This is a genomic window from Pseudomonas putida (assembly GCF_026625125.1).
GTDB classification, from domain to species: Bacteria; Pseudomonadota; Gammaproteobacteria; order Pseudomonadales; family Pseudomonadaceae; genus Aquipseudomonas; species Aquipseudomonas putida_X.
The window spans coordinates 616,962-638,543 of record NZ_CP113097.1; the positions used below are offsets into that span (position 1 = coordinate 616,962).

17 protein-coding genes and 1 tRNA gene are annotated in these 21,582 nt (G+C 62.9%); 13 read left to right on the top strand and 5 right to left on the bottom strand.

The features are described 5' to 3' along the window. Nucleotides 1-6: 6 nt before the first annotated feature. Nucleotides 7-1,395, bottom strand: a complete 1,389-nt coding sequence (locus OSW16_RS02840) for a PLP-dependent aminotransferase family protein (RefSeq protein WP_267820602.1) — start codon at nucleotides 1,393-1,395, stop codon at nucleotides 7-9. Between the two features lie 418 nt (nucleotides 1,396-1,813). On the opposite strand from OSW16_RS02840, the gene OSW16_RS02845 reads away from it, so the two are divergent. The 10 genes from OSW16_RS02845 (at nucleotide 1,814) to OSW16_RS02890 (ending at nucleotide 13,738) form a co-directional block, all read left to right on the top strand. After that, nucleotides 1,814-2,839 carry a TauD/TfdA family dioxygenase gene (locus OSW16_RS02845; RefSeq protein ID WP_241804009.1) on the top strand — a complete coding sequence of 342 codons (1,026 nt, stop codon included), beginning with the start codon at nucleotides 1,814-1,816 and terminating at the stop codon, nucleotides 2,837-2,839. Nucleotides 2,840-2,870: 31 nt separating this feature from the next. Further along, a complete protein-coding gene (locus OSW16_RS02850) occupies nucleotides 2,871-3,656 on the top strand; it encodes a sulfite exporter TauE/SafE family protein (protein ID WP_267820605.1) in 786 nt (261 codons plus the stop codon). Nucleotides 3,657-3,681: 25 nt separating this feature from the next. Beyond that, entirely contained in the window at nucleotides 3,682-4,443 is a 762-nt protein-coding gene (locus OSW16_RS02855) for an SDR family NAD(P)-dependent oxidoreductase (RefSeq protein WP_267820607.1), read from the top strand. A gap of 128 nt (nucleotides 4,444-4,571) precedes the next feature. Further along, nucleotides 4,572-7,640, top strand: coding sequence for a formate dehydrogenase-N subunit alpha (fdnG, locus tag OSW16_RS02860; protein ID WP_267820609.1), 3,069 nt, complete (start codon nucleotides 4,572-4,574; stop codon nucleotides 7,638-7,640). After that, a complete protein-coding gene (gene fdxH, locus OSW16_RS02865) occupies nucleotides 7,640-8,596 on the top strand; it encodes a formate dehydrogenase subunit beta (RefSeq protein WP_267820611.1) in 957 nt (318 codons plus the stop codon). Before fdnG ends, fdxH begins: the two co-directional genes overlap by 1 nt. Then, nucleotides 8,593-9,249: a formate dehydrogenase subunit gamma gene (locus tag OSW16_RS02870; protein WP_267820612.1), complete on the top strand. Its 657-nt coding sequence runs from the start codon at nucleotides 8,593-8,595 to the stop codon at nucleotides 9,247-9,249. Before fdxH ends, OSW16_RS02870 begins: the two co-directional genes overlap by 4 nt. 4 nt (nucleotides 9,250-9,253) lie before the next feature. After that, nucleotides 9,254-10,180, top strand: coding sequence for a formate dehydrogenase accessory protein FdhE (gene fdhE / locus OSW16_RS02875; protein ID WP_267820613.1), 927 nt, complete (start codon nucleotides 9,254-9,256; stop codon nucleotides 10,178-10,180). 109 nt (nucleotides 10,181-10,289) lie between these two features. Next, nucleotides 10,290-11,717, top strand: coding sequence for an L-seryl-tRNA(Sec) selenium transferase (selA, locus tag OSW16_RS02880; protein ID WP_267820615.1), 1,428 nt, complete (start codon nucleotides 10,290-10,292; stop codon nucleotides 11,715-11,717). Then, nucleotides 11,714-13,636, top strand: coding sequence for a selenocysteine-specific translation elongation factor (gene selB, locus OSW16_RS02885; protein ID WP_267820617.1), 1,923 nt, complete (start codon nucleotides 11,714-11,716; stop codon nucleotides 13,634-13,636). The genes selA and selB overlap by 4 nt, the downstream gene beginning before the upstream one ends. 6 nt (nucleotides 13,637-13,642) lie before the next feature. Continuing rightward, nucleotides 13,643-13,738 (top strand) — tRNA-Sec (locus tag OSW16_RS02890). Nucleotides 13,739-13,747: 9 nt separating this feature from the next. Here the strand turns inward: OSW16_RS02890 and OSW16_RS02895 are convergent. Both OSW16_RS02895 and OSW16_RS02900 read right to left on the bottom strand, forming a co-directional pair. Beyond that, complete coding sequence (locus OSW16_RS02895; protein ID WP_267820619.1) at nucleotides 13,748-14,737, bottom strand: asparaginase; 990 nt, start codon at nucleotides 14,735-14,737, stop codon at nucleotides 13,748-13,750. Between the two features lie 72 nt (nucleotides 14,738-14,809). After that, nucleotides 14,810-16,252, bottom strand: a complete 1,443-nt coding sequence (locus OSW16_RS02900) for an alanine/glycine:cation symporter family protein (RefSeq protein ID WP_267820621.1) — start codon at nucleotides 16,250-16,252, stop codon at nucleotides 14,810-14,812. 178 nt (nucleotides 16,253-16,430) lie between these two features. Between OSW16_RS02900 and OSW16_RS02905 the strand changes: the two genes are divergently transcribed. Then, entirely contained in the window at nucleotides 16,431-17,240 is an 810-nt protein-coding gene (locus tag OSW16_RS02905) for a helix-turn-helix domain-containing protein (RefSeq protein WP_267820622.1), read from the top strand. Between the two features lie 132 nt (nucleotides 17,241-17,372). Here OSW16_RS02905 and OSW16_RS02910 read toward each other — a convergent pair whose 3' ends face one another. After that, the gene (locus OSW16_RS02910) at nucleotides 17,373-18,158 is read right to left on the bottom strand and encodes a TSUP family transporter (RefSeq protein ID WP_267820624.1); all 786 of its coding nucleotides are present in this window, start codon (nucleotides 18,156-18,158) and stop codon (nucleotides 17,373-17,375) included. Nucleotides 18,159-18,638: 480 nt separating this feature from the next. Here OSW16_RS02910 and OSW16_RS02915 point away from each other — a divergent pair, with 480 nt between their 5' ends. Both OSW16_RS02915 and OSW16_RS02920 read left to right on the top strand, forming a co-directional pair. Then, nucleotides 18,639-19,523, top strand: a complete 885-nt coding sequence (locus OSW16_RS02915) for a sugar nucleotide-binding protein (protein WP_267820626.1) — start codon at nucleotides 18,639-18,641, stop codon at nucleotides 19,521-19,523. Beyond that, nucleotides 19,516-20,448, top strand: coding sequence for an NAD-dependent epimerase/dehydratase family protein (locus OSW16_RS02920; RefSeq protein ID WP_267820628.1), 933 nt, complete (start codon nucleotides 19,516-19,518; stop codon nucleotides 20,446-20,448). Before OSW16_RS02915 ends, OSW16_RS02920 begins: the two co-directional genes overlap by 8 nt. Before the next feature lie 357 nt (nucleotides 20,449-20,805). Here the strand turns inward: OSW16_RS02920 and OSW16_RS02925 are convergent, their stop codons facing one another. After that, entirely contained in the window at nucleotides 20,806-21,489 is a 684-nt protein-coding gene (locus tag OSW16_RS02925; protein ID WP_241803996.1) for an OmpW/AlkL family protein, read from the bottom strand. Nucleotides 21,490-21,582: the final 93 nt, after the last annotated feature.

Consider the following 21,582-nt stretch of genomic DNA (forward strand, 5'->3'; position numbering starts at 1 on the left):
GTTTCTCTAGTAGAAAAGCCGCGGTTCGGAGGAGTCCAGTAAGCTTGCGAGTTTGGTCAAGGCGAAACTCAACTCGGCACGGCTTGGCGTCATCAGGGCGATGCGCACGCCACTGCTGGCTGGGCTGCGCTCAGGCTGGAACTGGCTGCCGCTGACCACGGTTACCCCATTGTTGCGCGCCAGGTTGGCGAACTCATCGCTGGTCCATGGCTCTGGCAGTTCCAGCCAGATATGGAAGCTGTTCGGCTGGCTGCGCACCTTGTACCTGCCGAGGATTTCCAGCGCCATCAACTGGCGTGCGGCGGCTTCTTCCTGCTGCACTCGCACCAGTTGTTCAGCCATACCGCTGTTGATCAGGTTGCTGGCCAACTGGGCCATCAGCGGGGACGGCATCCAGACGCTGCTGCGCACCATCGACGACAACCGCGAAAGCGTTTGTGGCGGCGCGTAGAGGTAGCCGATACGCAGGGCCGGCAGCACGCTCTTGGACAGGCTGGTCAGGTACACCGAGCGCTCAGGTGCGTAGGCGGCCAAGGGTTTGTAGTCAGGTGCCGGTTCGAGGAAACCGTAGATATCGTCATCCACGATGAACAGGTCGAATTCGCGGGCAATCTGGGCGATAGCCTCGCGACGCGCGTGCGGCATCACCGAGTTGGTGGGGTTCTGGTGCGTGGTCACACATACCAGCAGCGAAGGGCGGTGCTCCAGGCAGGCAGCCCGCAAAGCCTCTGGAATCAGGCCGTGCTCGTCCATGGCGACCCCGCGCAAGCGGCGGCCCATGCTGTGGGCCAGGGAAATGATGCCGGGGTAGCAAAGCGACTCGCACAGGATCACATCATCGCTTTTTGACAGGCTGCTGATGGCCACCAACAGGCCGTGCTGGGCGCCGGAGGTCAGCACCACCTGTTGCGGGCGAGCTTCAGGCAACCAGCGCTGGATCCATGTGGCGCCAGCCTGCTTGTGCGTTGCATGGCCACCGTCGGTAACGTAGTCGAGCACCTGGTCCAGGTCCGGGGACGCCGCCAGCTCGGTGATTGCTCCGCGCAGCCAGTCGGCCATGTGCGCATCGTTGGGCTTGATGATCGACAGGTCGATCTGGCCGCTTTCCTGCTTGAACGGTGCGGGCCGCGAGGTGGCGGTGGGGGCAGGCGCCGTCTGTTGCTGCAGGACGAAAGTCCCGCGACCAACCTCACCCACCACCAGGCCCCGCTTGGCCGCTTCGTCATAGGCTCGGCCAATGGTGCCAGGGGTCACGTGCAGTGCCTCGGCGAGGTCCTTGAGTGTTGGCAGGCGGTCGCCCGGCGTCAGCCGGCCGTTGCCTATGTCCTGCTCAAGCGCATCGGCAATCATCAGGTAGACCGGCTGCGCCAGGTCGCTGTAGTGAGGAACCCACATGGAAATGGCACCAAAATTTGCAAGAGCGCGGAAGCCTAGCACGAAAGTCAGGATCGGAGTAATCGGGTTTTTACGCCGTAAATTGCCTCTATTGATATGACTTCGAGGTTCGTCTCGGTCGGTCCACCAGGCGCCGCTTGAGCACTGGCGTCGATGTGATCAAGGGGTGGTACGAAGAAATCTTTTGAAATCAATGAGTTGATTGGATCGACTCAATCGTGATGGCAATCGGCCAATGAAATAAATTGAATCGATTCTATTTTTGTAATTACAATGATTGAGTCGATGCAGTGCGGCGATGCCTGGAGCGGTATCGCCCTTTCACATCGCCCAGCTGTGAACGGATTCAAAAAAACAAAGACTGCCGCCTCTGCCCGGCTTGGCACGACACCGAATGGTCAATGGAATAGCACCCGAAATGGAAAGCGCACACCTGCAACAAGCAGCCGAGCCTCAGACGTCACTGGAAATCCGCCTGCCCTGGGTTGTCTCCAGCGCCTGGCAAACCTTGCTCAACAACACCCCGCTCGACTTCGAAACCAGCAAGGAGCTTTACCCGCAACTCAAGGAGCAGGCGCAAGAGGTATTGGGCAAAGCGCTGTGCCAGCAGATACGGGGTTTCGTTGAAGATCCGCAACTGACCAGCATGATCGTGCGCAACTGCCCACGCGATCGCGATGTACCGCCTACCCCTTACTCCGGTGTGCTCAGCCCACGCAGCACGCCAATTGCCTGCCTGGTCAGCCTGACCATGCAGCACCTGATGGGTATTCACCCGGTTGTCTACGAGGGTGAAAATGACGGTCGGCTGTTTCGCCACGTAATTCCGGCCCGTACCTCCTCCAGTCACAAGAGCTCGCATGGCTCGCGGCTGCGGTTTTCCTACCATGTCGACAATCCCGATCTGCCATTGTCTTCCGAGCCGCTGGGGACCGTGTCCTGCTGCCCGGAATACCTGTCGTTCTTCGGCATGCGCTGCGACCCCCGTATCAGCACCACCTTGGTCAACCTTGATGCCGTGATCGCAGCGCTACCCTTGGCGACCGTGCGCGAACTTTGCGACGCTCAATTCGAAATCCGCCGCCCTGACTCGTTCACCGGTAACCGCCGCTGCACTGCCGAGCTGCCGGTGCTGGTGCGTGGCCATTCAGGCGAGTGGTTGTGCCGCTTCGACAGCGAGAACACCCACGGCCTGAACCTGCGCGCCGAGCAGGCCCTGGCCACCCTGCGCGGGTTGTTGGAGACCCGGCGTTTCGATGAGCCACACCTGCTGCTGCCAGGCGATTTCATGATCTTCAAGAACCAGCGTGTGCTGCATGCCCGCGATGGTTTCGAACCCCAGAACGACGGCGCTGACCGTTGGCTGCTGCGGGTGTTCGCGGTCAACGACCTGAACCGGGTGCGCTTCGCCCGGGCCGACCACCTGTACGAAGTGCTCTCCTGATTTCTCTTCATTCATCGACGGAATTACTGCTATGGAACTGTTAGGCGCTTACTGGGCGGAACACTGGCTGCTGGCGATCCTGCTGCTGGGCGCCATTGCCTTTGTCGCGGGCTTCGTGGACAGCATTGCCGGGGGCGGCGGGTTGTTTCTGGTACCAGGGTTTCTGCTGGTGGGCATGCCGCCTCAGGTAGCGCTGGGGCAGGAGAAACTGGTCAGTACGCTGGGCACGTTGGCGGCCATCCGCAACTTCCTGGCCAACAGCAAGATGGTCTGGCAAGTGGCACTGGTCGGCGTGCCTTTCTCACTACTCGGCGCCTACCTGGGGGCGCACCTGATCGTGTCGATCTCTCAGGAAACCGTAGGCAAGATCATTCTGGCGTTGATCCCTTTCGGCATCCTGATCTTCCTCACCCCCAAGGACCGCCCGATAGAGGAGCGGGAGCTGCCGACGCGGATGCTCTACACCGTCGTGCCATTGACCTGCCTGGCCATCGGCTTCTACGACGGCTTCTTCGGCCCAGGCACGGGCAGCATGTTCATCATCGCTTTCCACTACCTGCTGCGTATGGACCTGGTTTCCAGTTCGGCCAACTCCAAGACGTTCAACTTCGCCTCCAACATCGGTGCGCTGGTCGCATTCATCATGGCCGGCAAGGTGGTCTACCTGCTGGCGCTGCCCCTGGTGGCTTGCAACATCCTCGGCAATCACATGGGCAGTGCTCTGGCGCTGCGCAAAGGCAACGACGTGGTGCGCAAGGCGCTGGTGTTTTCGATGTTGTGCCTGTTCACCAGCCTTGGCGTGAAGTACCTGGTCTGACATTACCTTCTGGGAGACAAACCTGATGAAAACTGCATTCGTAACCGGCGCCTCTTCAGGCTTTGGCCGGGCCATATGCGCCACCCTGGTTGCCAAGGGCTACCGCGTGATCGGGGGCGCCCGCCGTATGGAAAAGCTGCAGGCGCTGGAGCAAGAACTTGGCGACAACTTCATTCCACTGGCGCTTGATGTGACTGATGGGCAGTCGATCAGCGCAGCGGTGGCGCAGATCAACGAAGCTGCACCGGGCATCGATGTGCTGGTCAACAACGCAGGATTGGCGCTGGGTATCGAGCGGGCCCAGGCCTGCAGCGCCGAGAACTGGCAGCGCATGATCGACACCAACATCACCGGCCTGGCCATGGTCACCCATGCGGTACTGCCGCAGATGGTGCAGGCCGACAGCGGCATGATCATCAACATCGGTTCGATTGCCGGCACCTATCCCTACCCGGGCGGCAACGTCTATGGTGCGAGCAAGGCGTTCGTGCGGCAGTTCAGCCTGAACCTGCGCGCCGATCTGGCAGGGACCCGCGTGCGGGTCAGCAACATCGAGCCAGGGCTGTGTTCCGGGACCGATTTTTCCGTGGTGCGCCTGAACGGCGACCTCAATGCGGTGGATGCCTTGTACCGCGACGTGCAAGCGATCCTGCCCGAAGACATTGCCGCCACGGTTGCGTGGATCGCTGAGCAGCCGCCACACGTGAACATCAACACCCTCGAAATCATGCCGGTGGCGCAGAGCAGTGCGGCCTTGAATGTGGCGCGCAATCTGCCGCCTTGCTGACTACGGTCAATCGCACTTTTGGCATTCTTGGCTAGTCTTAACGGTTGGCGGCATCACTTTGCCGCTACCGTGATGACCCGAGGCGCCGGCAAAGCCCCGAGCGCCCGAAACCTGATCAGGAGTGCACGATGGACCTCAACCGTCGGCAGTTCTTCAAGGTCGCCGCTGTCGGCCTTGGAGGCTCGAGCCTGGCGGCGTTGGGCATGGCCCCGACGCCGGCCTTCGCCGAGCAGGTGCGCCACTTCAAGCTGGCGCACACCAAGGAAACCCGCAACACCTGCCCCTACTGCTCGGTCGGCTGCGGCCTGATCCTTTACAGCCAGGGCGATGCGGGCAAGAACGTCAAACAGAACATCATCCATATCGAAGGCGACGCCGACCATCCGGTGAACCGCGGCACCCTGTGCCCGAAAGGCGCCGGTCTGCTGGACTTCATCCACAGTGAGAGCCGCCTCAAGTACCCCGAAGTGCGCAAGCCGGGTAGCAAGGAGTGGGTGCGGGTGAGCTGGGACGAGGCACTCGACCGCGTTGCCGAACTGATGAAGCAGGACCGCGACGCCAACTTCATCGAAAAGAACGACCAAGGGCAAACCGTCAACCGCTGGCTTACCACCGGTTTTCTCGCTGCCTCCGCCGCCTCCAGCGAGGCCGGCTACCTGACCCACAAGGTCATCCGCGCAACTGGCATGCTGGGGTTCGATAACCAGGCACGTGTCTGACATGGCCCGACGGTGGCAAGTCTTGCCCCGACGTACGGCCGTGGCGCCATGACCAACCACTGGTCAGATATCGCCAACGCGAATCTGGTCCTGGTGATGGGTGGCAACGCAGCAGAAGCGCACCCGTGCGGCTTCAAGTGGGTGACCGAGGCCAAGGCGCACAACAAGGCGCGGCTGATCGTGGTCGACCCGCGGTTTACCCGTACCGCCTCGGTGGCGGACTACTACGCGCCGATTCGTACCGGCAGCGATATCGCCTTCATGGGCGGGCTGATCAATTACCTGCTGAGCACTGACAAGATCCAGCACGAGTACGTGCGCAACTACACCGACGTGTCGTTCATCGTCAAAGAAAGCTATGGCTTCGAAGACGGGCTGTTCAGTGGCTACGACGCCGCCAAGCGCGTGTATGCCGACAAGTCCGGTTGGGGTTACGAACTGGGCGAAGACGGTTTCGCCAAGGTCGACCCGACCCTGCAGCACCCGCGTTGCGTGTTCCAGTTGATGAAGCAGCATTACAGCCGCTATACCCCGGAACTGGCGAGCATGACCTGTGGCATGCCGCAGGACGCCATGATGAAGATCTGGGAAGAAATCGCCACCTGCTCGGTACCGGGCAAGACCATGACGATTCTCTATGCACTGGGCTGGACGCAGCATTCGATCGGCGCTCAGATCATCCGCAGTGCGGCCATGGTCCAGTTGCTGCTGGGCAACGTCGGTATGCCGGGTGGCGGGGTCAATGCCTTGCGCGGGCATTCCAACATCCAGGGGCTGACCGACCTTGGCTTGCTCTCCAACTCGCTACCGGGCTACTTGAGCCTGCCTGGCGATGCCGAGCAGGACTATGCCGCCTACATCGACAAGCGGGCTTCCAAGCCGCTGCGCCCTGGGCAGCTGTCCTACTGGCAGAACTACGGCAAGTTCCATGTCAGCCTGATGAAGGCCTGGTATGGCGCCAATGCCACGGCAGACAACAACTGGGGTTACGACTGGTTGCCCAAGCTCGATGTGCCGGCCTATGACGTGCTGCGCATGTTCGAAATGATGGGCCAAGGCAAGGTCAACGGTTACCTCTGCCAAGGTTTCAACCCGATCGCCGCATTGCCCGACAAGAACCGCGTGACCGCGGCATTGGGCAAGCTCAAGTGGCTGGTGGTCATGGACCCGCTGGCCACCGAGACCTCGGAGTTCTGGCGTAATGCCGGGCCCTTCAATGACGTCGACACGGCAAATATCCAGACCGAAGTGATCCGCCTGCCCACCACCTGTTTCGCCGAGGAAGATGGATCGCTGGTCAACAGCAGCCGCTGGCTGCAGTGGCACTGGAAGGGCGCCGACGGCCCGGGCGAGACCCGCACCGACGTGCAGATCATGAGCGAGTTGTTCCTGCGCATGCGCCAGCGCTACCAGACCGAGGGCGGCACTTACCCTGACCCGATCCTGAACATCAGTTGGCCCTACAAGCTGGCGGACGAGCCGTCCCCGGAGGAACTGGCCAAGGAAATGAACGGCTGGGCGGTCACTGATGTGACCGATCCGACCGGTACGCTGATCAAGGCCGGGCAACAGTTGGCAGGCTTCGGCCAGCTCAAGGACGACGGCAGCACAGCGTCCGGCTGCTGGATCTTCGCCGGCTGCTGGACCGAGCAGGGCAACCAGATGGCCCGGCGTGACAACAGCGACCCCTACGGCATGCATCAGGTGCAGAACTGGGCCTGGGCCTGGCCGGCCAACCGCCGCATCCTCTACAACCGTGCCTCCAGCGACCTGCAAGGCAAGCCCTGGGACCCGGAGAAAAAGCGCCTGGTATGGTGGAACGGCAAGGCCTGGACCGGCACCGACGTGCCCGACTTCAAGGTCGATTCGCCACCGGAAGCGGGCATGAACCCGTTCATCATGAACCCCGAGGGCGTCGCACGGTTCTTTGCCATCGACAAGATGGCCGAAGGGCCATTCCCCGAGCACTATGAGCCGTTCGAGACGCCGATCGGCATCAACCCACTGCACCCGAAGAACAACAAGGCCACCAGCAACCCGGCCGGGCGGATCTTCGATTCGGTGTGGGACACCCTCGGCAAGCACGACGAATTCCCCTATGCGGCAACGACCTACCGTTTGACCGAGCACTTTCACTTCTGGAGCAAGCATTGCCGGCTCAACGCCATTGCCCAGCCCGAGCAGTTCGTCGAGATCGGTGAGGTGCTGGCCAACGAGAAGGGCATCAAGGCGGGGGACCGGGTGCGGGTGTCGAGCAAGCGCGGGCATATCGAGGCGGTGGCGGTGGTGACCAAGCGGATTCGCCCGCTGCAGGTCAACAACCAGACCGTGCACCAGGTCGGCATCCCCTTGCACTGGGGCTTCACCGGCGCGACGCGGCACGGTTATCTGACCAACACCTTGGTGCCCTTCCTCGGTGACGGCAACACGCAGACGCCGGAGTCCAAGTCGTTCCTCGTCAAAGTGGAGAAAATCTGATGGCCAGCCAAGACATCATTGCCCGCTCGGCCACCACCACCGTACCCCCTTCGGTACGCCAGCAAGAGGAAGTCGCCAAGCTGATCGACACCACCAAATGCATCGGCTGCAAAGCGTGCCAGGTGGCGTGTTCGGAGTGGAACGAGCTGCGTGACGAGGTGGGCCATAACCACGGCACCTACGACAACCCCCAGGACCTGACGGCCGAAACCTGGACCCTGATGCGCTTCACCGAACACGAGCGCGACGATGGCAACCTGGAGTGGCTGATCCGCAAGGACGGCTGCATGCACTGCGCCGAGCCAGGTTGCCTGAAGGCCTGCCCCAGCCCGGGAGCGATCATCAAGCACGCCAACGGCATCGTCGATTTCAACCAGGACCACTGCATCGGCTGTGGCTATTGCATCACTGGCTGCCCGTTCAACATTCCGCGCATCTCGCAGAAAGACCACAAGGCCTACAAGTGCTCGCTGTGTTCCGACCGAGTGAGCGTGGGCCTGGAGCCTGCCTGCGTGAAAACCTGCCCGACCGGCGCGATCGTCTTCGGCAGCAAGGACGAAATGAAGGTGCATGCCGCCGAACGCATCGTCGACCTCAAATCGCGTGGCTACGACAACGCCGGGCTCTACGACCCGGACGGCGTCGGCGGCACGCACGTGATGTATGTATTGCACCATGCCGATACGCCCAGGCTGTATGCCGGCCTGCCGGACCAGCCGGTGATCAGCCCGCTGGTGGGCTTGTGGAAGGGCATCACCAAGCCCCTGGCGCTGCTGGCGATGGGCGCGGCGGTGCTGGCCGGGTTCTTCCACTATGTGCGGGTTGGCCCGCAGCGGGTCGAGGAGGACGAACACCGCAACCCCGCGCCACCTGATGACAGCGTGCACCAGGTGGACCCCGCGGTGCATGTCTATGATCCGAAGCAGCCCGGTGGGCAAGGGGAGCAGCGGCCATGAACGACGGAAAACCCATATTGCGTTACAACGCCAACGAGCGTACCAACCACTGGATCGTCGCCATCCTGTTCGTGCTGGCCGGGCTTTCTGGGCTGGCGCTGTTCCATCCGGCGCTGTTCTGGCTCAGCCATCTGTTCGGCGGGGGGCCGTGGACACGGATCTTGCACCCCTTCATCGGGGTGGCCATGTTCGTGTTCTTTCTGTTCCTGGTGGTGCGTTTCTGGCGCGCCAACTTCATCACTGCCAACGACCGCCTGTGGCTGCGCCGCATCGACCGGGTGATGCTCAACAAAGAGGAGGGCGTGCCGCCGATCGGCAAGTACAACGCTGGCCAGAAGCTGCTGTTCTGGACGCTGTTGGTGTGCATGCTGGTGTTGCTGCTCAGCGGCCTGGTGATCTGGCGCGCGTATTTCAGCCATTTCTTCGACATCGGTTCGATCCGCCTGGCGTCGTTGGCCCATGCGCTGGCGGGCTTCGTGCTGATCCTCAGCATCATCGTGCACATCTACGCCGGTATCTGGATCAAGGGCTCGATCGGCGCCATGCTGCATGGCTGGGTCAGCCGCGCCTGGGCACGCAAGCACCATCAGTTGTGGTATCGCGAAGTGACCGGCGACAAGACGCCGAGTGATCATGGACGTAAAGAAGGATGAAGGCTTGAGCACGATACTCGAACCGGGGCAGATCGAAGCGTCGGCGGTGATGCCGCCGTTCTTGCACCTGCCGCCCGCCAACCTGTTCGAACTGCGCGCCGTGCGCCTCGAGCAGCTCGCTGCAGGGCATGCCCTTGGCGACTATTTGCGTCTGGTCGCACGGCTGTGTCGCATTCAGCAGCAGCTTGTGGATAACCCGCCTGGTGCTTTGCCAGTGGCCGATGACCGGCAGCGCCTGTGCATAAGTCATGGCTTGCCACCCCTGGCAGCCGATGGCCTGGTGCGCGAGGGGCCATGGCTGGTGTGGTTGCAGGCGCTGCTCGACCGGTTCGACGATGAGGCCGATGGCCCTTTGGCGGCAGCCTTGCAGGCACTGCGCGGCAGTGACGACCGCCAGCGCAAAGGCTGGGGGGCCGCATTACTGGCAGGGCAGTACGACGCTGTGCCCGTAGCCCTGGTGCCGTTTCTGGGGGCCGCCCTGCAGGCGGCGTGGTCCAGCTGGTTGCTGGAGCTACCGTCACCTGAACTCAAGCCATCGGGCAGCCAGGCCCAGTGCCCGGCCTGTGGTTCGCCGGCCATGGCCGGGGTGGTACGTAACCGTGGCAAGCACAACGGCCTGCGTTATCTGGCGTGCTCGTTGTGTGCCTGCGAGTGGCATGTGGTGCGGGTCAAGTGCGTGTACTGCGAGGCGAGCAAGGGTTTGCGCTACACCAGCCTGGAGGATGACCGCCATGCGCCGGGCAAGGCGCCGCTGCGGGCTGAATGCTGCCCGGGGTGCAATACCTACCTGAAGCAGAATTATCTTGAGAACGACGCTGCTGCCGAGCCGTTGGCCGATGATCTGGCCAGCCTGGCACTGGATATCCGCTTGGACGAGGAGGGCTTTCATCGGCTGGCACCCAACCTGATGCTGGCGCCGGGTGGTGGGTGAGTGTCTACACTGCACAATTGAGTTGCCCTCATCGCCGCAAGCCGGCTCCCACCAAGCGCCGGCTTGCCGGCGATGAGGGCCGAACAGACAATGGATAAGGTAGTACCTGATGTCTTCAAGCCTCGCCAGCAACACGCCACGGCTCCCGTCCATCGACACCCTGCTACGCCACCCGGCCTGCCTCCCGCTGATCGAGCGCCATGGCCGCGACGCCGTGCTTGCCACCCTGCGCCAACTGCTCGACGACCTACGCGAACCTGTTCGCAACGGCCAACTCGGCACTGCCGAACTGGGCGCTGAAATCCTCCTGGGCCGCAGCGGCGAGCGCCTGGCGGCCCAGCAGCGCAGCCAGGTACGCCGCGTCTTCAACCTCACCGGCACGGTGCTGCACACCAACCTGGGTCGTGCCCTGTTGCCGGAGGAAGCCGTTGCAGCCATGCAGACCGCCGCCCGCTATCCGCTCAACCTGGAGTTCGACCTTGCCACCGGCAAGCGTGGCGACCGAGACGATCTCATCGAAGGGCTGATCCGCGAGCTGACCGGCGCCGAAGCGGTCACCGTGGTCAACAACAATGCTGCCGCCGTGCTGCTTGCACTCAACAGCCTGGGCGCGCGCAAGGAGGGCATCATCTCCCGCGGGGAGCTGATCGAGATCGGTGGCGCCTTTCGCATTCCCGACATCATGGCCCGTGCCGGTGTACGCCTGCACGAGGTCGGCACCACCAACCGCACTCATGCCCGCGACTACGAAGCTGCCATCGGCCCGCGTACCGGCTTGTTGATGCGGGTGCATTGCAGCAACTACAGCATCCAGGGCTTCACCACCCAGGTGCCCACCGCAGAGCTTGCACGTATCGCCCATCTGCATGAGCTGCCACTGCTCGAAGATTTGGGCAGCGGCAGTCTGCTCGACCTGACCCGCTGGGGCCTGCCCGCCGAACCGACTGTGCGCCAGGCCCTGGCCGATGGCGCGGATATCGTGACCTTCAGCGGTGACAAGCTGCTGGGCGGCCCGCAGGCCGGGATCATCGTCGGGCGCAAGGACCTGATCGCCAGGATCAAGAAAAACCCGCTCAAACGTGCCCTGCGCGTCGACAAGATCACCCTCGCGGCCCTCGAAGCCGTGCTGGCGTTGTACCGCAACCCGGACAGGCTGGCCGAACGCTTGCCCAGCCTGCGCCTGTTGACCCGCAGCCAGGCTGAGATCCACGCCCAGGCCGAGCGCCTGGCCCCCGAGCTCAAAGCCCGTCTAGGGGCGCAATGGGCGGTCAGCGTCGAGCCTGCGCTCGGCATGATCGGCAGCGGCAGCCAGCCGGTCGCCCGCCTACCCAGCGCCGCGCTGTGCCTGCGCCCACATGTGTCGAAGAAATTGCGCGGGCGCAGCCTGCATGTGCTGGAACGCGCCTTGCGCGACCTTGCGGTGCCGGTACTTGGCCGTATCGACGATGATGCGTTGTGGCTCGACCTGCGCCAACTGGACGACGAAGCCCAGTGGTTGGCGCAGTTACCTTCCCTGCAGCTGGGGCCGGTGCAGTGATCGTTGGGACTGCCGGCCACATCGACCACGGCAAGACCGCATTGCTCCAGGCCCTGACCGGGCAGGCCGGCGATCACCGCCAGGAAGAACGCGAGCGCGGCATGACCATCGACCTGGGCTATCGCTATGCCGCCCTCGCCGAAGGCGCGCCACTGACGGGCTTCATCGATGTGCCCGGCCACGAGCGTTTCATCCACAACATGCTTGCCGGCGCCCATGGTATCGATCTGGTGTTGCTGGTGGTGGCTGCCGATGACGGCGTCATGCCACAGACCCGTGAGCACCTGGCGATCATCGAGTTGCTGGGCATTCCCCAGGCACTGGTGGCAATCAGCAAGTGCGACCGGGTCGCGCCGGCGCGCGTGGCCGAGGTACAGGCGCAGATTGCGCAACTGCTGGCGCCCGGGCCTTATGCCGGGGCGACGCAGTTCCCGCTGTCGAGTGTCACCGGCGAGGGGGTCGAGGCGCTGCGTGATGCTGTGCTGGCGGCGGGCGAGCGCTTGAAGCGGCGCAGCGTGCGTGGGGGCTTTCGCCTGGCTATCGACCGCGTCTTCGCGGTCACCGGGGCTGGCCTGGTGGTCACCGGTACGGCGCTGGCCGGGCGTGTGAGCGCGGGTGATACGTTGTTGCTGGGCAAGGCCGGTAAAGCCGTGCGCGTACGCGGTCTGCATGCGCAGAACCAGGCCGCGCTGGTGGCTGAAGCCGGGCAGCGTGTGGCACTGAACATTGCAGCCGAGCGGCTCGCCATGGAGCAGGTGCGCCGTGGCGACTGGCTGGTATCGCAGTGGCTGCACGCGCCCAGCACACGGGTGGACATCGAACTGCAACTGCTCACCGGGGAAGCCCGTCCCTTCGAACATTTCAGTGCCGTGCACGTACATCTGGGCACCCAGGACGTCACCGCGCGGGTCGCCCTGCTCGAAGGCGAGCGCCTGCCTGCAGGCCAGCGTATGTTCGCCCAATTGTTGCTCAATGCGCCGCTGCAAGCCGTGCACGGCGACCGCCTGGTGCTGCGCGACCAGCGTGCCCAGCGCACGCTTGGCGGCGGTACGGTGCTGGACCCGTTCGCCCCGAGCCGGCAGCGTCGCAGCGAGGCGCGCTTGCGCCAGTTGAAGGTGCTGCGTGATGCCGAGGGCCTGGAGCAGGCCCTGATGGCCTTGCTTCACAACGCGCCGGGTGGGCTTGACCCGCAGCGGCTGGAGCGCCAGTTCAACCGCTTGCGTGAGGGCTGGCAGTTGCCTGCTGATGTGCTGGTGGTCGCCACAAGGCAGGGCCAGTTGTTGTTCGCCAAGACCCAGTGGCAGGCGCTCAAACACCAGCTGCGTGAACAACTGGTGGCGTTCCACGAGCAGGAGCCCGATCAGCTCGGCCCGGACCGTGACCGCCTGCGCCGCTTCGCCGCTTTGCCCGTCGAGCGTCCCGCCTTCGTCAGCCTGATCGAGGAAATGCTCGGCGAAGGCGCCATTGCCAGCAGCGGGCCGTGGTTGCATCTGCCCCATCACAAGGTGCAGTTGAGCGACGCCGACAGCGCGCTATGGTCGCGGCTGCAGCCAAGGTTGCTGGAAGGGCAGTTCGATCCGCCATGGGTGCGGACGCTGGCCAGCGAAGAACAATGTGCCGAGGCGGATGTGCGCCTGTTGCTTCGAAAGTTGGCCAGGCTTGGCGTCGTGCATCAGGTGGTACGTGACCTGTTCTACCCCGAGGCGACGCTACAGCGCATGGCAGAGCTGCTGCTTGGGCAAGCGAATGAAACGCCGGTAGTGCAGGTGGCCGCATTTCGCGATATGTTGGGCATCGGTCGCAAGCGCAGTGTGCAGATTTTGGAATACTTCGACCGTATCGGCCTGACCCGCAGGGTTGCCGATCAGCGTCACATCCGCGCCGACAGCGCCCTGGCCCAGCAGCAGGCCAGGCACTGAGTTCAAGGAAGGCAATCGCGCCCGGTGGCGCGGCCGGGCTTCAAACCCGGTTGGGGACGGCAGCCGTTCCCGGGCAGGTTCGACTCCCGCTGCCTTCCGCCAATTTCCTGGTCACGCGCGCTCGCCGCACAGGTCCAGCGCAAACCACGGCTCTGCAGCCTCTGCATCCAGCCCCGCGCCCAGCAGCGCAAACAGCTTGCCCAGCGCCGCCTCACGGGTCATGCCTCCGCCACTGACCAGGCCGGCACCACGCAGGCGGTTGCCCGCCGCATAGGTATCGAACACCACCGAACCCTCTGGGCACTGGCTGATGGCAACCAGCATCACCCCACGTTGGCGCGCAGAGCGCAGCACGTCGAGCAGAGCCTGGTCATCCGATGGCCCGGTGCCGCTGCCGTAACACTCCAGCAGCAGCCCTTGCACCCCGGTGTCGAGCAGCGCACGCAGGTGTTCGGCCTGCAACCCCGGGAATACCGGCATCACGGCGAGGTTCACCGGCTGGCGCTGCTGGCGATAACCCAGCTCGGCCGGTACGTTGTTCGCCCGTTCGCCTTCACGATGACGCGGCAACGCGGCGAAGGCGTCGAACGCTTCGCTGCGAAGCTTCGAGGCGCGGCAGCCCGGCAGCAGCTGGCCATGGAAGTACAGCTGTACGCCATCCTCAAGGCCTTGTTCGAACTGGTGCAGGGCACCGCACAGGTTGTCCCAGGCATCACTGCCCGGTGCACCGGCCGGCAACATAGACCCGGTCAGCAGTACGGGTACCGGCAGGCCCAGCAGCAGGAACGACAACGCCGCCGCGCTGTGGGCGAGGGTATCGGTGCCATGCAGCACCAGCACGCCATCGTGGCCGTCATTGTCCACTGCATCGACGATGGCATCACGCATTGCCAGCCAGTTGTGCTGCTGCATGTTGGCACTGTCGAGCAGTGGGTTCATTTCCTGCAGCGTCCACTGCAGCTGGGGTGCATCGCTCAGTTGGGCGAAGTGTTCGCGCATTCGCGCATCGAAACCACCGGCCGGTGCCAGCCCTTCGGCGGTTTCGAGCATGCCGATGGTGCCCCCGGTGTAGAGGACGAGAAGATTCTTGACTGCACGCATGGAAAGCATCCGTAGCGGTGAGCGGAGAGTAGGCAGCCGCCCGCGAATGGGGCGGCTGGGCAGGCGAGGATATCAGCGCTGCGGCTGAACTTGGCCGACGGTCGTGTCAGCGGCAGTTTCGGCCTGAGGATTGGCCGGCCAGGCGTCGCGGTCCAGGTCCAGGTCGGCGAATTTGCTCGAGTCGAACACAGGCTGCTTGATGCCGGCTTTGCGCTGGTCATCGTAATCGCGCATCACGCGCAAGCCGACCTTGAACAGCAGGGCCAGGGCGACCAGGTTGACGAAGGCCAGGCAGGTCATGGTGATGTCGGCGAATGCGAACACGGTCGTCAGGTCCTGTACCGAGCCCCATACCACCAGCGCCAGCACCAGGCCACGGAACACCAGCAATACCATGCGGTTGCGGCTGAGGAACTGCAGGCTGTTTTCACCCAGGTAGTAGTTGTAGAGGATGCAGGTGAAGACGAACAGCGACAGCGCGACGCTGACGAACAGGCGGCCCCAGTCACCGACCACCGCGGCCAGCGAGTTCTGGGTCAGGACGATACCGTCACCTTCGAAGCCCGGGGTATAGAAGCCAGACAGCAGGATCAGCAGGGCGGTGCAGGTGCAGATCAGGAAGGTGTCGAGGAACACGCTGAATGCCTGGACCACGCCTTGTGCGCCCGGGTGTTTCACAGCTGCCACGGCAGCAACGTTGGGCGCACTGCCCAAGCCTGCTTCGTTGGCGAACACGCCGCGCTTCACGCCCATGACGATGGCGCTGCCGAGCAGGCCGGCGAATGCAGGGTCCAGACCGAAGGCGCTCTTGAAGATGGTTTCCAGCATGGCCGGCACGTGTTCGATCTGGGTGCCGATCACGTACAGGGTTACGGCGATGTAGGCCAGGGTCTTGACCGGTACCAGCAGGTCGGAGACCGCAGCGATACGCTTGATGCCACCCAGGAACACGATGGCCAGCAGCACCGCCAGGGCGATACCGGTGTGGCTTGGGTCAAAGCCGAAAGCGTTCTGTAGCGAGTGTGTCACGGTGTACGACTGCAGGCCCATGAAGGCGAAGCCGTAGGTGACCAGCAGCAGGATCGAGAACACGATGGCCATGCTCCTGAGCTTCAGGCCGTGCAGGATGTAGTAGGCCGGGCCACCACGGTACAGGCCATCGCCATCGGCGCGCTTGTATACCTGGGCCAGGGTGCATTCGAAGAAGCTGCTGGCCATGCCCACCAAGGCGGTGACCCACATCCAGAACACGGCGCCCGGGCCACCCAGGGTCACGGCGATGCCGACACCGGCGATGTTACCGGCGCCGACGCGGCCGGCCAGGCTCAGCATCAGGGCCTGGAAGGAGCTCAACTGGCCTGCCTGGCCACGCAGCGATTCCTTGAACACACTGAACATGTGGGCGAAATGGCGGAACTGTACGAACCGCGAGCGGATGGTGAAGTAACCGCCGAGACCGACGATCAGCACGATGAGAAGCTTCCCCGAAAGGAAATCGTTGAGTGCTTCGAGCATTGGAAAATGACCTCGATTCTTATTCTTCGCGTGGAAAGACCAGCGGACGGCAGGCGCACCGCTATCGTTGGGGCGCATGGTTGGCCATGACAAGAGTGGTTACAATTTCGCGGGTTGCTCTGAGTTGATGCGACTTGATGCTACACTTGCGCCATTCGCGTCACCCTGGATGCCTAAAATGAGCGATCATTTCGCTAGCAACCTCAAATTGGCCTGCAGCCACTACCGCTCTATCTCCGAAGTTTGCCGCCAGCTGTCGATCAACCGCGCGCAGTTCAACAAGTACCTGAGCGGGCAGAGCCGTCCGACAGCGTTCAACCTCAAACGCATCGGTGATTTCTTCGGTGTCGAGGATTACGAGCTGAATTTGCCACCCGAACAGTTCGCCCGCTTGATCGGCGCCCGGGTATCGGCTTTGGCCGACCAGCCCAGCGACCCGATCAGCGAGCTGTTCCGCCCGCTGCACGAGCACGCCGGCAACCTGTCGCGCTATTGCGGCTACTACTTCGAGTACTCCAACTGCATGTCGGTACCCGGCACGATCCTGGTGTCGCTGGTGCACCTGCGCGAGGAGCGCGGCCGCTTCCTGTTCGAACGCCAGGAGCGCCAGGAGCGCTCGAGCGCTACCGACCTGCATGCCGAGGTGCGTTGCCGCTACCTGGGCGCGGCGTTTCAGCTGCAGGACCGGATGTTTCTCATCGACTACGAGTCGCTGACCCTGAACGAGATGAGCCAGACCATCCTCATCCCCAGCTTCAAAAGCCGCATCACCCGCTTGAATGGCCTGAAGACCGGCGTCTCCAGCGGCGACCGGCGCAACCCGGCCTGTACCCGCGTGGTGTGGGAGTACCTGGGTGAGGAGATCAATCGCATCAATGCCTCCCGGCAGGTGAAGCTGTATCAGCCGGATGATCCGCGCATCGATGACGATGTGCGTGAGCGGTTGAGCGTGGGCCCGCTCAGTAACGGGTTGTTCGAAATCGAATAGATGAGCGCTTGTACACGTATTGCCGCCGGTGACCTCTGAGAAGTACATGGCCAGTGGGTGGGCCAACTTTGCCGAGGCCGCACCGGTTGGAAAGGGGGCGGACTCCCGGCTCATTGCCTGTTCAATGAAGGCTTAAAGTTGTCGCAACCACTCCCCAACCGGATGCCCCTCGCTGAGTAGCAGCTTCAACGACATCAGGCAGCAAATAGTGATCAGCAATGGCTTGATCAGCCGTGGCCCGAAGTACAGTGCACAACGTGCGCCGAGTTGCGCACCGACAATGGCGCAAACTGCCATGGCCAGTGCCAGAGGCCAGATGATTGCGCCGCTGAAAGCAAACACCGAAAGGGCCCCGAGGTTGCAGGATGCATTGAGCAATTTGCTGCTGCAGATCGCCTGCATCAGGTGTTGCCCCAAGAGTAACGTGAAGGCCACCATGAAAAATGACCCCGTGCCTGGCCCGAATATACCGTCGTAGAACCCAATGACTGGAGCAACTGCCAGCGTGAAGACCAGATACGAGACCCTCTGCCTGCGCGCCTTGGTATCAAGCTTGGGGCTGAGCGCGAAATAGAGGGCCACTGTAATCAGCAAGATGGGTACAACTGATTGCAGGAGGGCTTTGTCGAGCATGCTGATCGACAATGCGCCTGTAGCGCCACCGACGAATGACAAAGCGGCCATGGGCCAGCCAGTTCGCCACTCGATCATTCGCTTGCGCGCGAACGCCCATACGGCTGAAACACTGGCTGAAGAGGCCTGAAATTTATTGGTAGCCATTGCCGCCACCGGATCGACACCTGCGATGAAAAAGGCCGGCAACGTGAGTAACCCTCCGCCTCCTGCTATCGCATCAAAAAAACCGGCGAGCAATGCGATCGAGGCCAGCGGTAAGAGTAATGAAACTTCAATCTCCATTTATATCTCGCGTACGATCAGTGGATCTTGTTGTAAAGTCACGGCCTTGCATCCGGTGAATACCCGAATAGTCGAACCAGCAGTCTTCGGTTGTCCTTGAAAATGTCGCGAGCATGAGGTGCCTTACTATTGTTGATCAATAGTGCGGAGTAAGAGCTTGGTAAGAAGTCGATGCTGGCTGGCGGTTTGTTGAGTGTGAGATTGAGGATCTGAGATCTGGACTTTGAGTTTAACCCTGTCATTGTTATTTCTTTTTATGTAGGGGAAGGTGGAACTTGTTTTTAGGGTGCTGACTATCTAACTCGATATTTTTTACCGAGGATGTAGGGCCGTGCTCTTGTGAGTTGTGGGGAAAGTCCATAGCTATGGTAGGAATCGTCTTACGCAGGCAGTGCTGTCAGCCTCAGGGTTGGACTTCCCCGCCTGGAAACCGCAAAATGACCCCTTTCCCTCATCAACCTGTTCGGATCTGCTGACTCTATGCGTATGCGCCTGATGCTGTTGGGTGGTGGCAATGCCCTTGGGCAAGCGCTGATTCGTCTCGGGGCCGAGGAGGACATCGCATTTCTGGCGCCGCGCCCGCCGGAAGACGGCTGGACGCCGGCCAGCCTGACCCAGCTGCTCGACGATCATCGCCCCGACGCCTTGGTCAACCTGGCTTACTACTTCGACTGGTTCCAGGCCGAGTCGGTCAGCGAACAGCGCCTGGCTCAGCAGGAGCGGGCGGTGGAGCGGCTGGCGGAGCTGTGCCAGCACCACCAGATCACCCTGGTGCAGCCTTCCAGCTACCGGGTGTTCGATGGCTCGCGTGCCACGGCCTATAGCGAAAAGGATGAGCCGGTGCCGTTGGGCCTGCGTGGTCAGGCGTTGTGGCGCATCGAGCAGAGCGTGCGTGCGGCGTGCCCGCAGCATGTGTTGCTGCGCTTTGGCTGGCTGCTGGACGAGAGCATCGACGGTGCCTTGGGCCGCTTCCTGACCCGCGCCGAGCAGCCACAGGAACTGCTGCTGGCCGATGACCGGCGCGGCAACCCGACGCCGGTCGACGATGCTGCACGGGTGATCCTGTCGGTGCTCAAGCAGCTCGATTGCACCGCGCCGCTGTGGGGTACTTACCACTACGCCGGTAACGAGGCGACCACGCCGCTGGCGCTGGGCCAGGCGATCCTTGCAGAGGCCGGGCAGCACCGCCAGCTGGCCGTGCAGGCGCCGACCGCGCAGGCCCATGCCGCCCGCCCGGATGCCAGTGAAGAACCACAGAACGCAGTGCTGGCCTGCAAGAAAATCCTTCATACCTTCGGCATCAAGCCGCGTGCCTGGCGCGCCGGCCTGCCGCCTTTACTGGACCGATTCTACCGCCATGGCTGACGCCCCCATCCTGATCACCGGCGGTGCCGGCTTCATTGGCTCCCACCTGTGCGATGCGTTGCTGGCTAAAGGCTACGCGGTGCGTGTGCTCGACGACCTGTCCACTGGCAAGCGCGACAACCTGCAACTGGGCAACCCGCGCCTCGAGCTGGTCGAAGGCGATGTTGCCGATGCCGCACTGGTTCAGCGCACCGCGACCGGTTGCAGCGCAGTGGTCCACTTGGCTGCGGTGGCTTCGGTGCAGGCCTCGGTCGAAGACCCGGTAAAGACCCACCAGAGCAATTTCATCGGCACCCTGAATATCTGTGAGGCCATGCGCCTGCAGGGTGTGCGCCGGGTGCTGTTCGCCTCCAGCGCGGCCGTGTATGGCAACAACGGCGAAGGCCAGTCGATTGCCGAGGAGACGCCCAAGGCGCCGCTGACCCCCTATGCGGTGGACAAGCTGGCCAGCGAGCAGTATCTGGACTTCTACCGTCGCCAGCATGGGCTGGAGCCGGTGGTGTTCCGCTTCTTCAACATCTTCGGGCCGCGCCAGGACCCATCCTCGCCGTACTCCGGGGTGATCAGCATCTTCAGCGAGCGAGCGACCCAGGGGCTGCCGATCACCGTGTTTGGCGACGGCGAGCAGACCCGCGATTTCCTTTATGTCGGCGATCTGGTGCAGGTGATGGTGCAAGCGCTGGAGATGGCGCAGGTGGAAGAGGGCGCGGTGAACATCGGCCTGAACCAGGCAACCTCGCTCAATCAGTTGCTCAAGGCACTGGAAACGGTGGTGGGCAGCCTGCCGGCGATCAGCCATGGCCCCGCGCGCTCGGGTGATATCCGCCATTCGCGCGCGGATAACCAGCGCTTGCTGGCCCGGTTCGACTTCCCGCAGCCGACATCGATGGAAGAAGGCCTGGCTCGTTTGCTCGGCAAGGCCTGACTCAGGGGGGGGTGAGGCCCATCGCCGGCTAGCCGGCTTCCACAGGGCTGGGGCAGTTCTTGTGGCTTGCGCCGTATCTGTGGGGGTTGGCTTGTTAGCGCGCTCGGCGCTGGAATTCCGGCGTCTGTGCCGGCCCTATCGCCGGCAAGCCGGCTCCCACAGGACTGCGGCAGTTCTTGAGACTGCGCCGGACCTGGGGGGCTGCGGCAGTTCTTGAGGCTTGCGCCGCTGGCCTACGCCAGTTCTTGGGGCCTGCGCCGTACCGGTGGGAGCCGGCTTGCCGGCGATGGGCTGCGTAGCAGCCCTGATAACGCTAACTGACTGCCATCAAGCCTTGACCGGCTTGCACCGCAGTGGTCAGAACTTGTAGCCAAGGCCGACCATGTAGACCCATGGGTCGACTTCCACGTTGACCTTGGTCTTGCTGTAGCCCAGCGCGCTCGGGCCGTCGACGCTGGCCTTGGTGTCGATATCGACGTACCAGACCGAGGCGTTGACCAGCAGGTTGTCCGTGAGCATGTAGTCCATGCCCAGTTGGCCGGCGATACCGACCGAGTCCTGCAGCTCGAGGTTGCTGAAGCCTTGTTGCTTGCGCTCGCTGCTCAGGTCTTCGTCGAAGAACAGGGTGTAGTTGATACCGATGCCAGCGTAGGGCTGGAAGCGCGAGTTGGGCGCCATCGGGTAGTACTGCAGCGACAGTGTCGGTGGCAGCTGCTTGATGTCGGCCAGCTTGCCGTCCAGGCCGCCGCCCAGGCCTTTGACGCCAACGGTGTGCTGGAACGGCGTGGCGGCCAGCAGTTCGAGGCCGATGTGGTCGGTGAGCATGTAAGCGAAGGTCAGGCCCAGCTGGGTGTCGCTGTCCAGTGTCGCCTTGGTGCCCGACACCTTGTTGCCGTCGAACTTCAGGTCGCCGCTGCTTTCGTTCGGGGCGGTGGTGATCGCGCCTGCACGAAGGATCATGTCTCCCGCCTGGTAGGCGTGGGCGGCAGGGGCGGCGAGCGCAAGGGCCACAAGTGAGGCGCCGAGCAAGGACTTGTTCATGGAAGCTCCGAAAGGACGTGAGTAATCGAGTTGTCCAATGGTACGGAGCCGTCTAAACGTAATGTTTGACCCAGCTCAAAGAACTGCATTCAT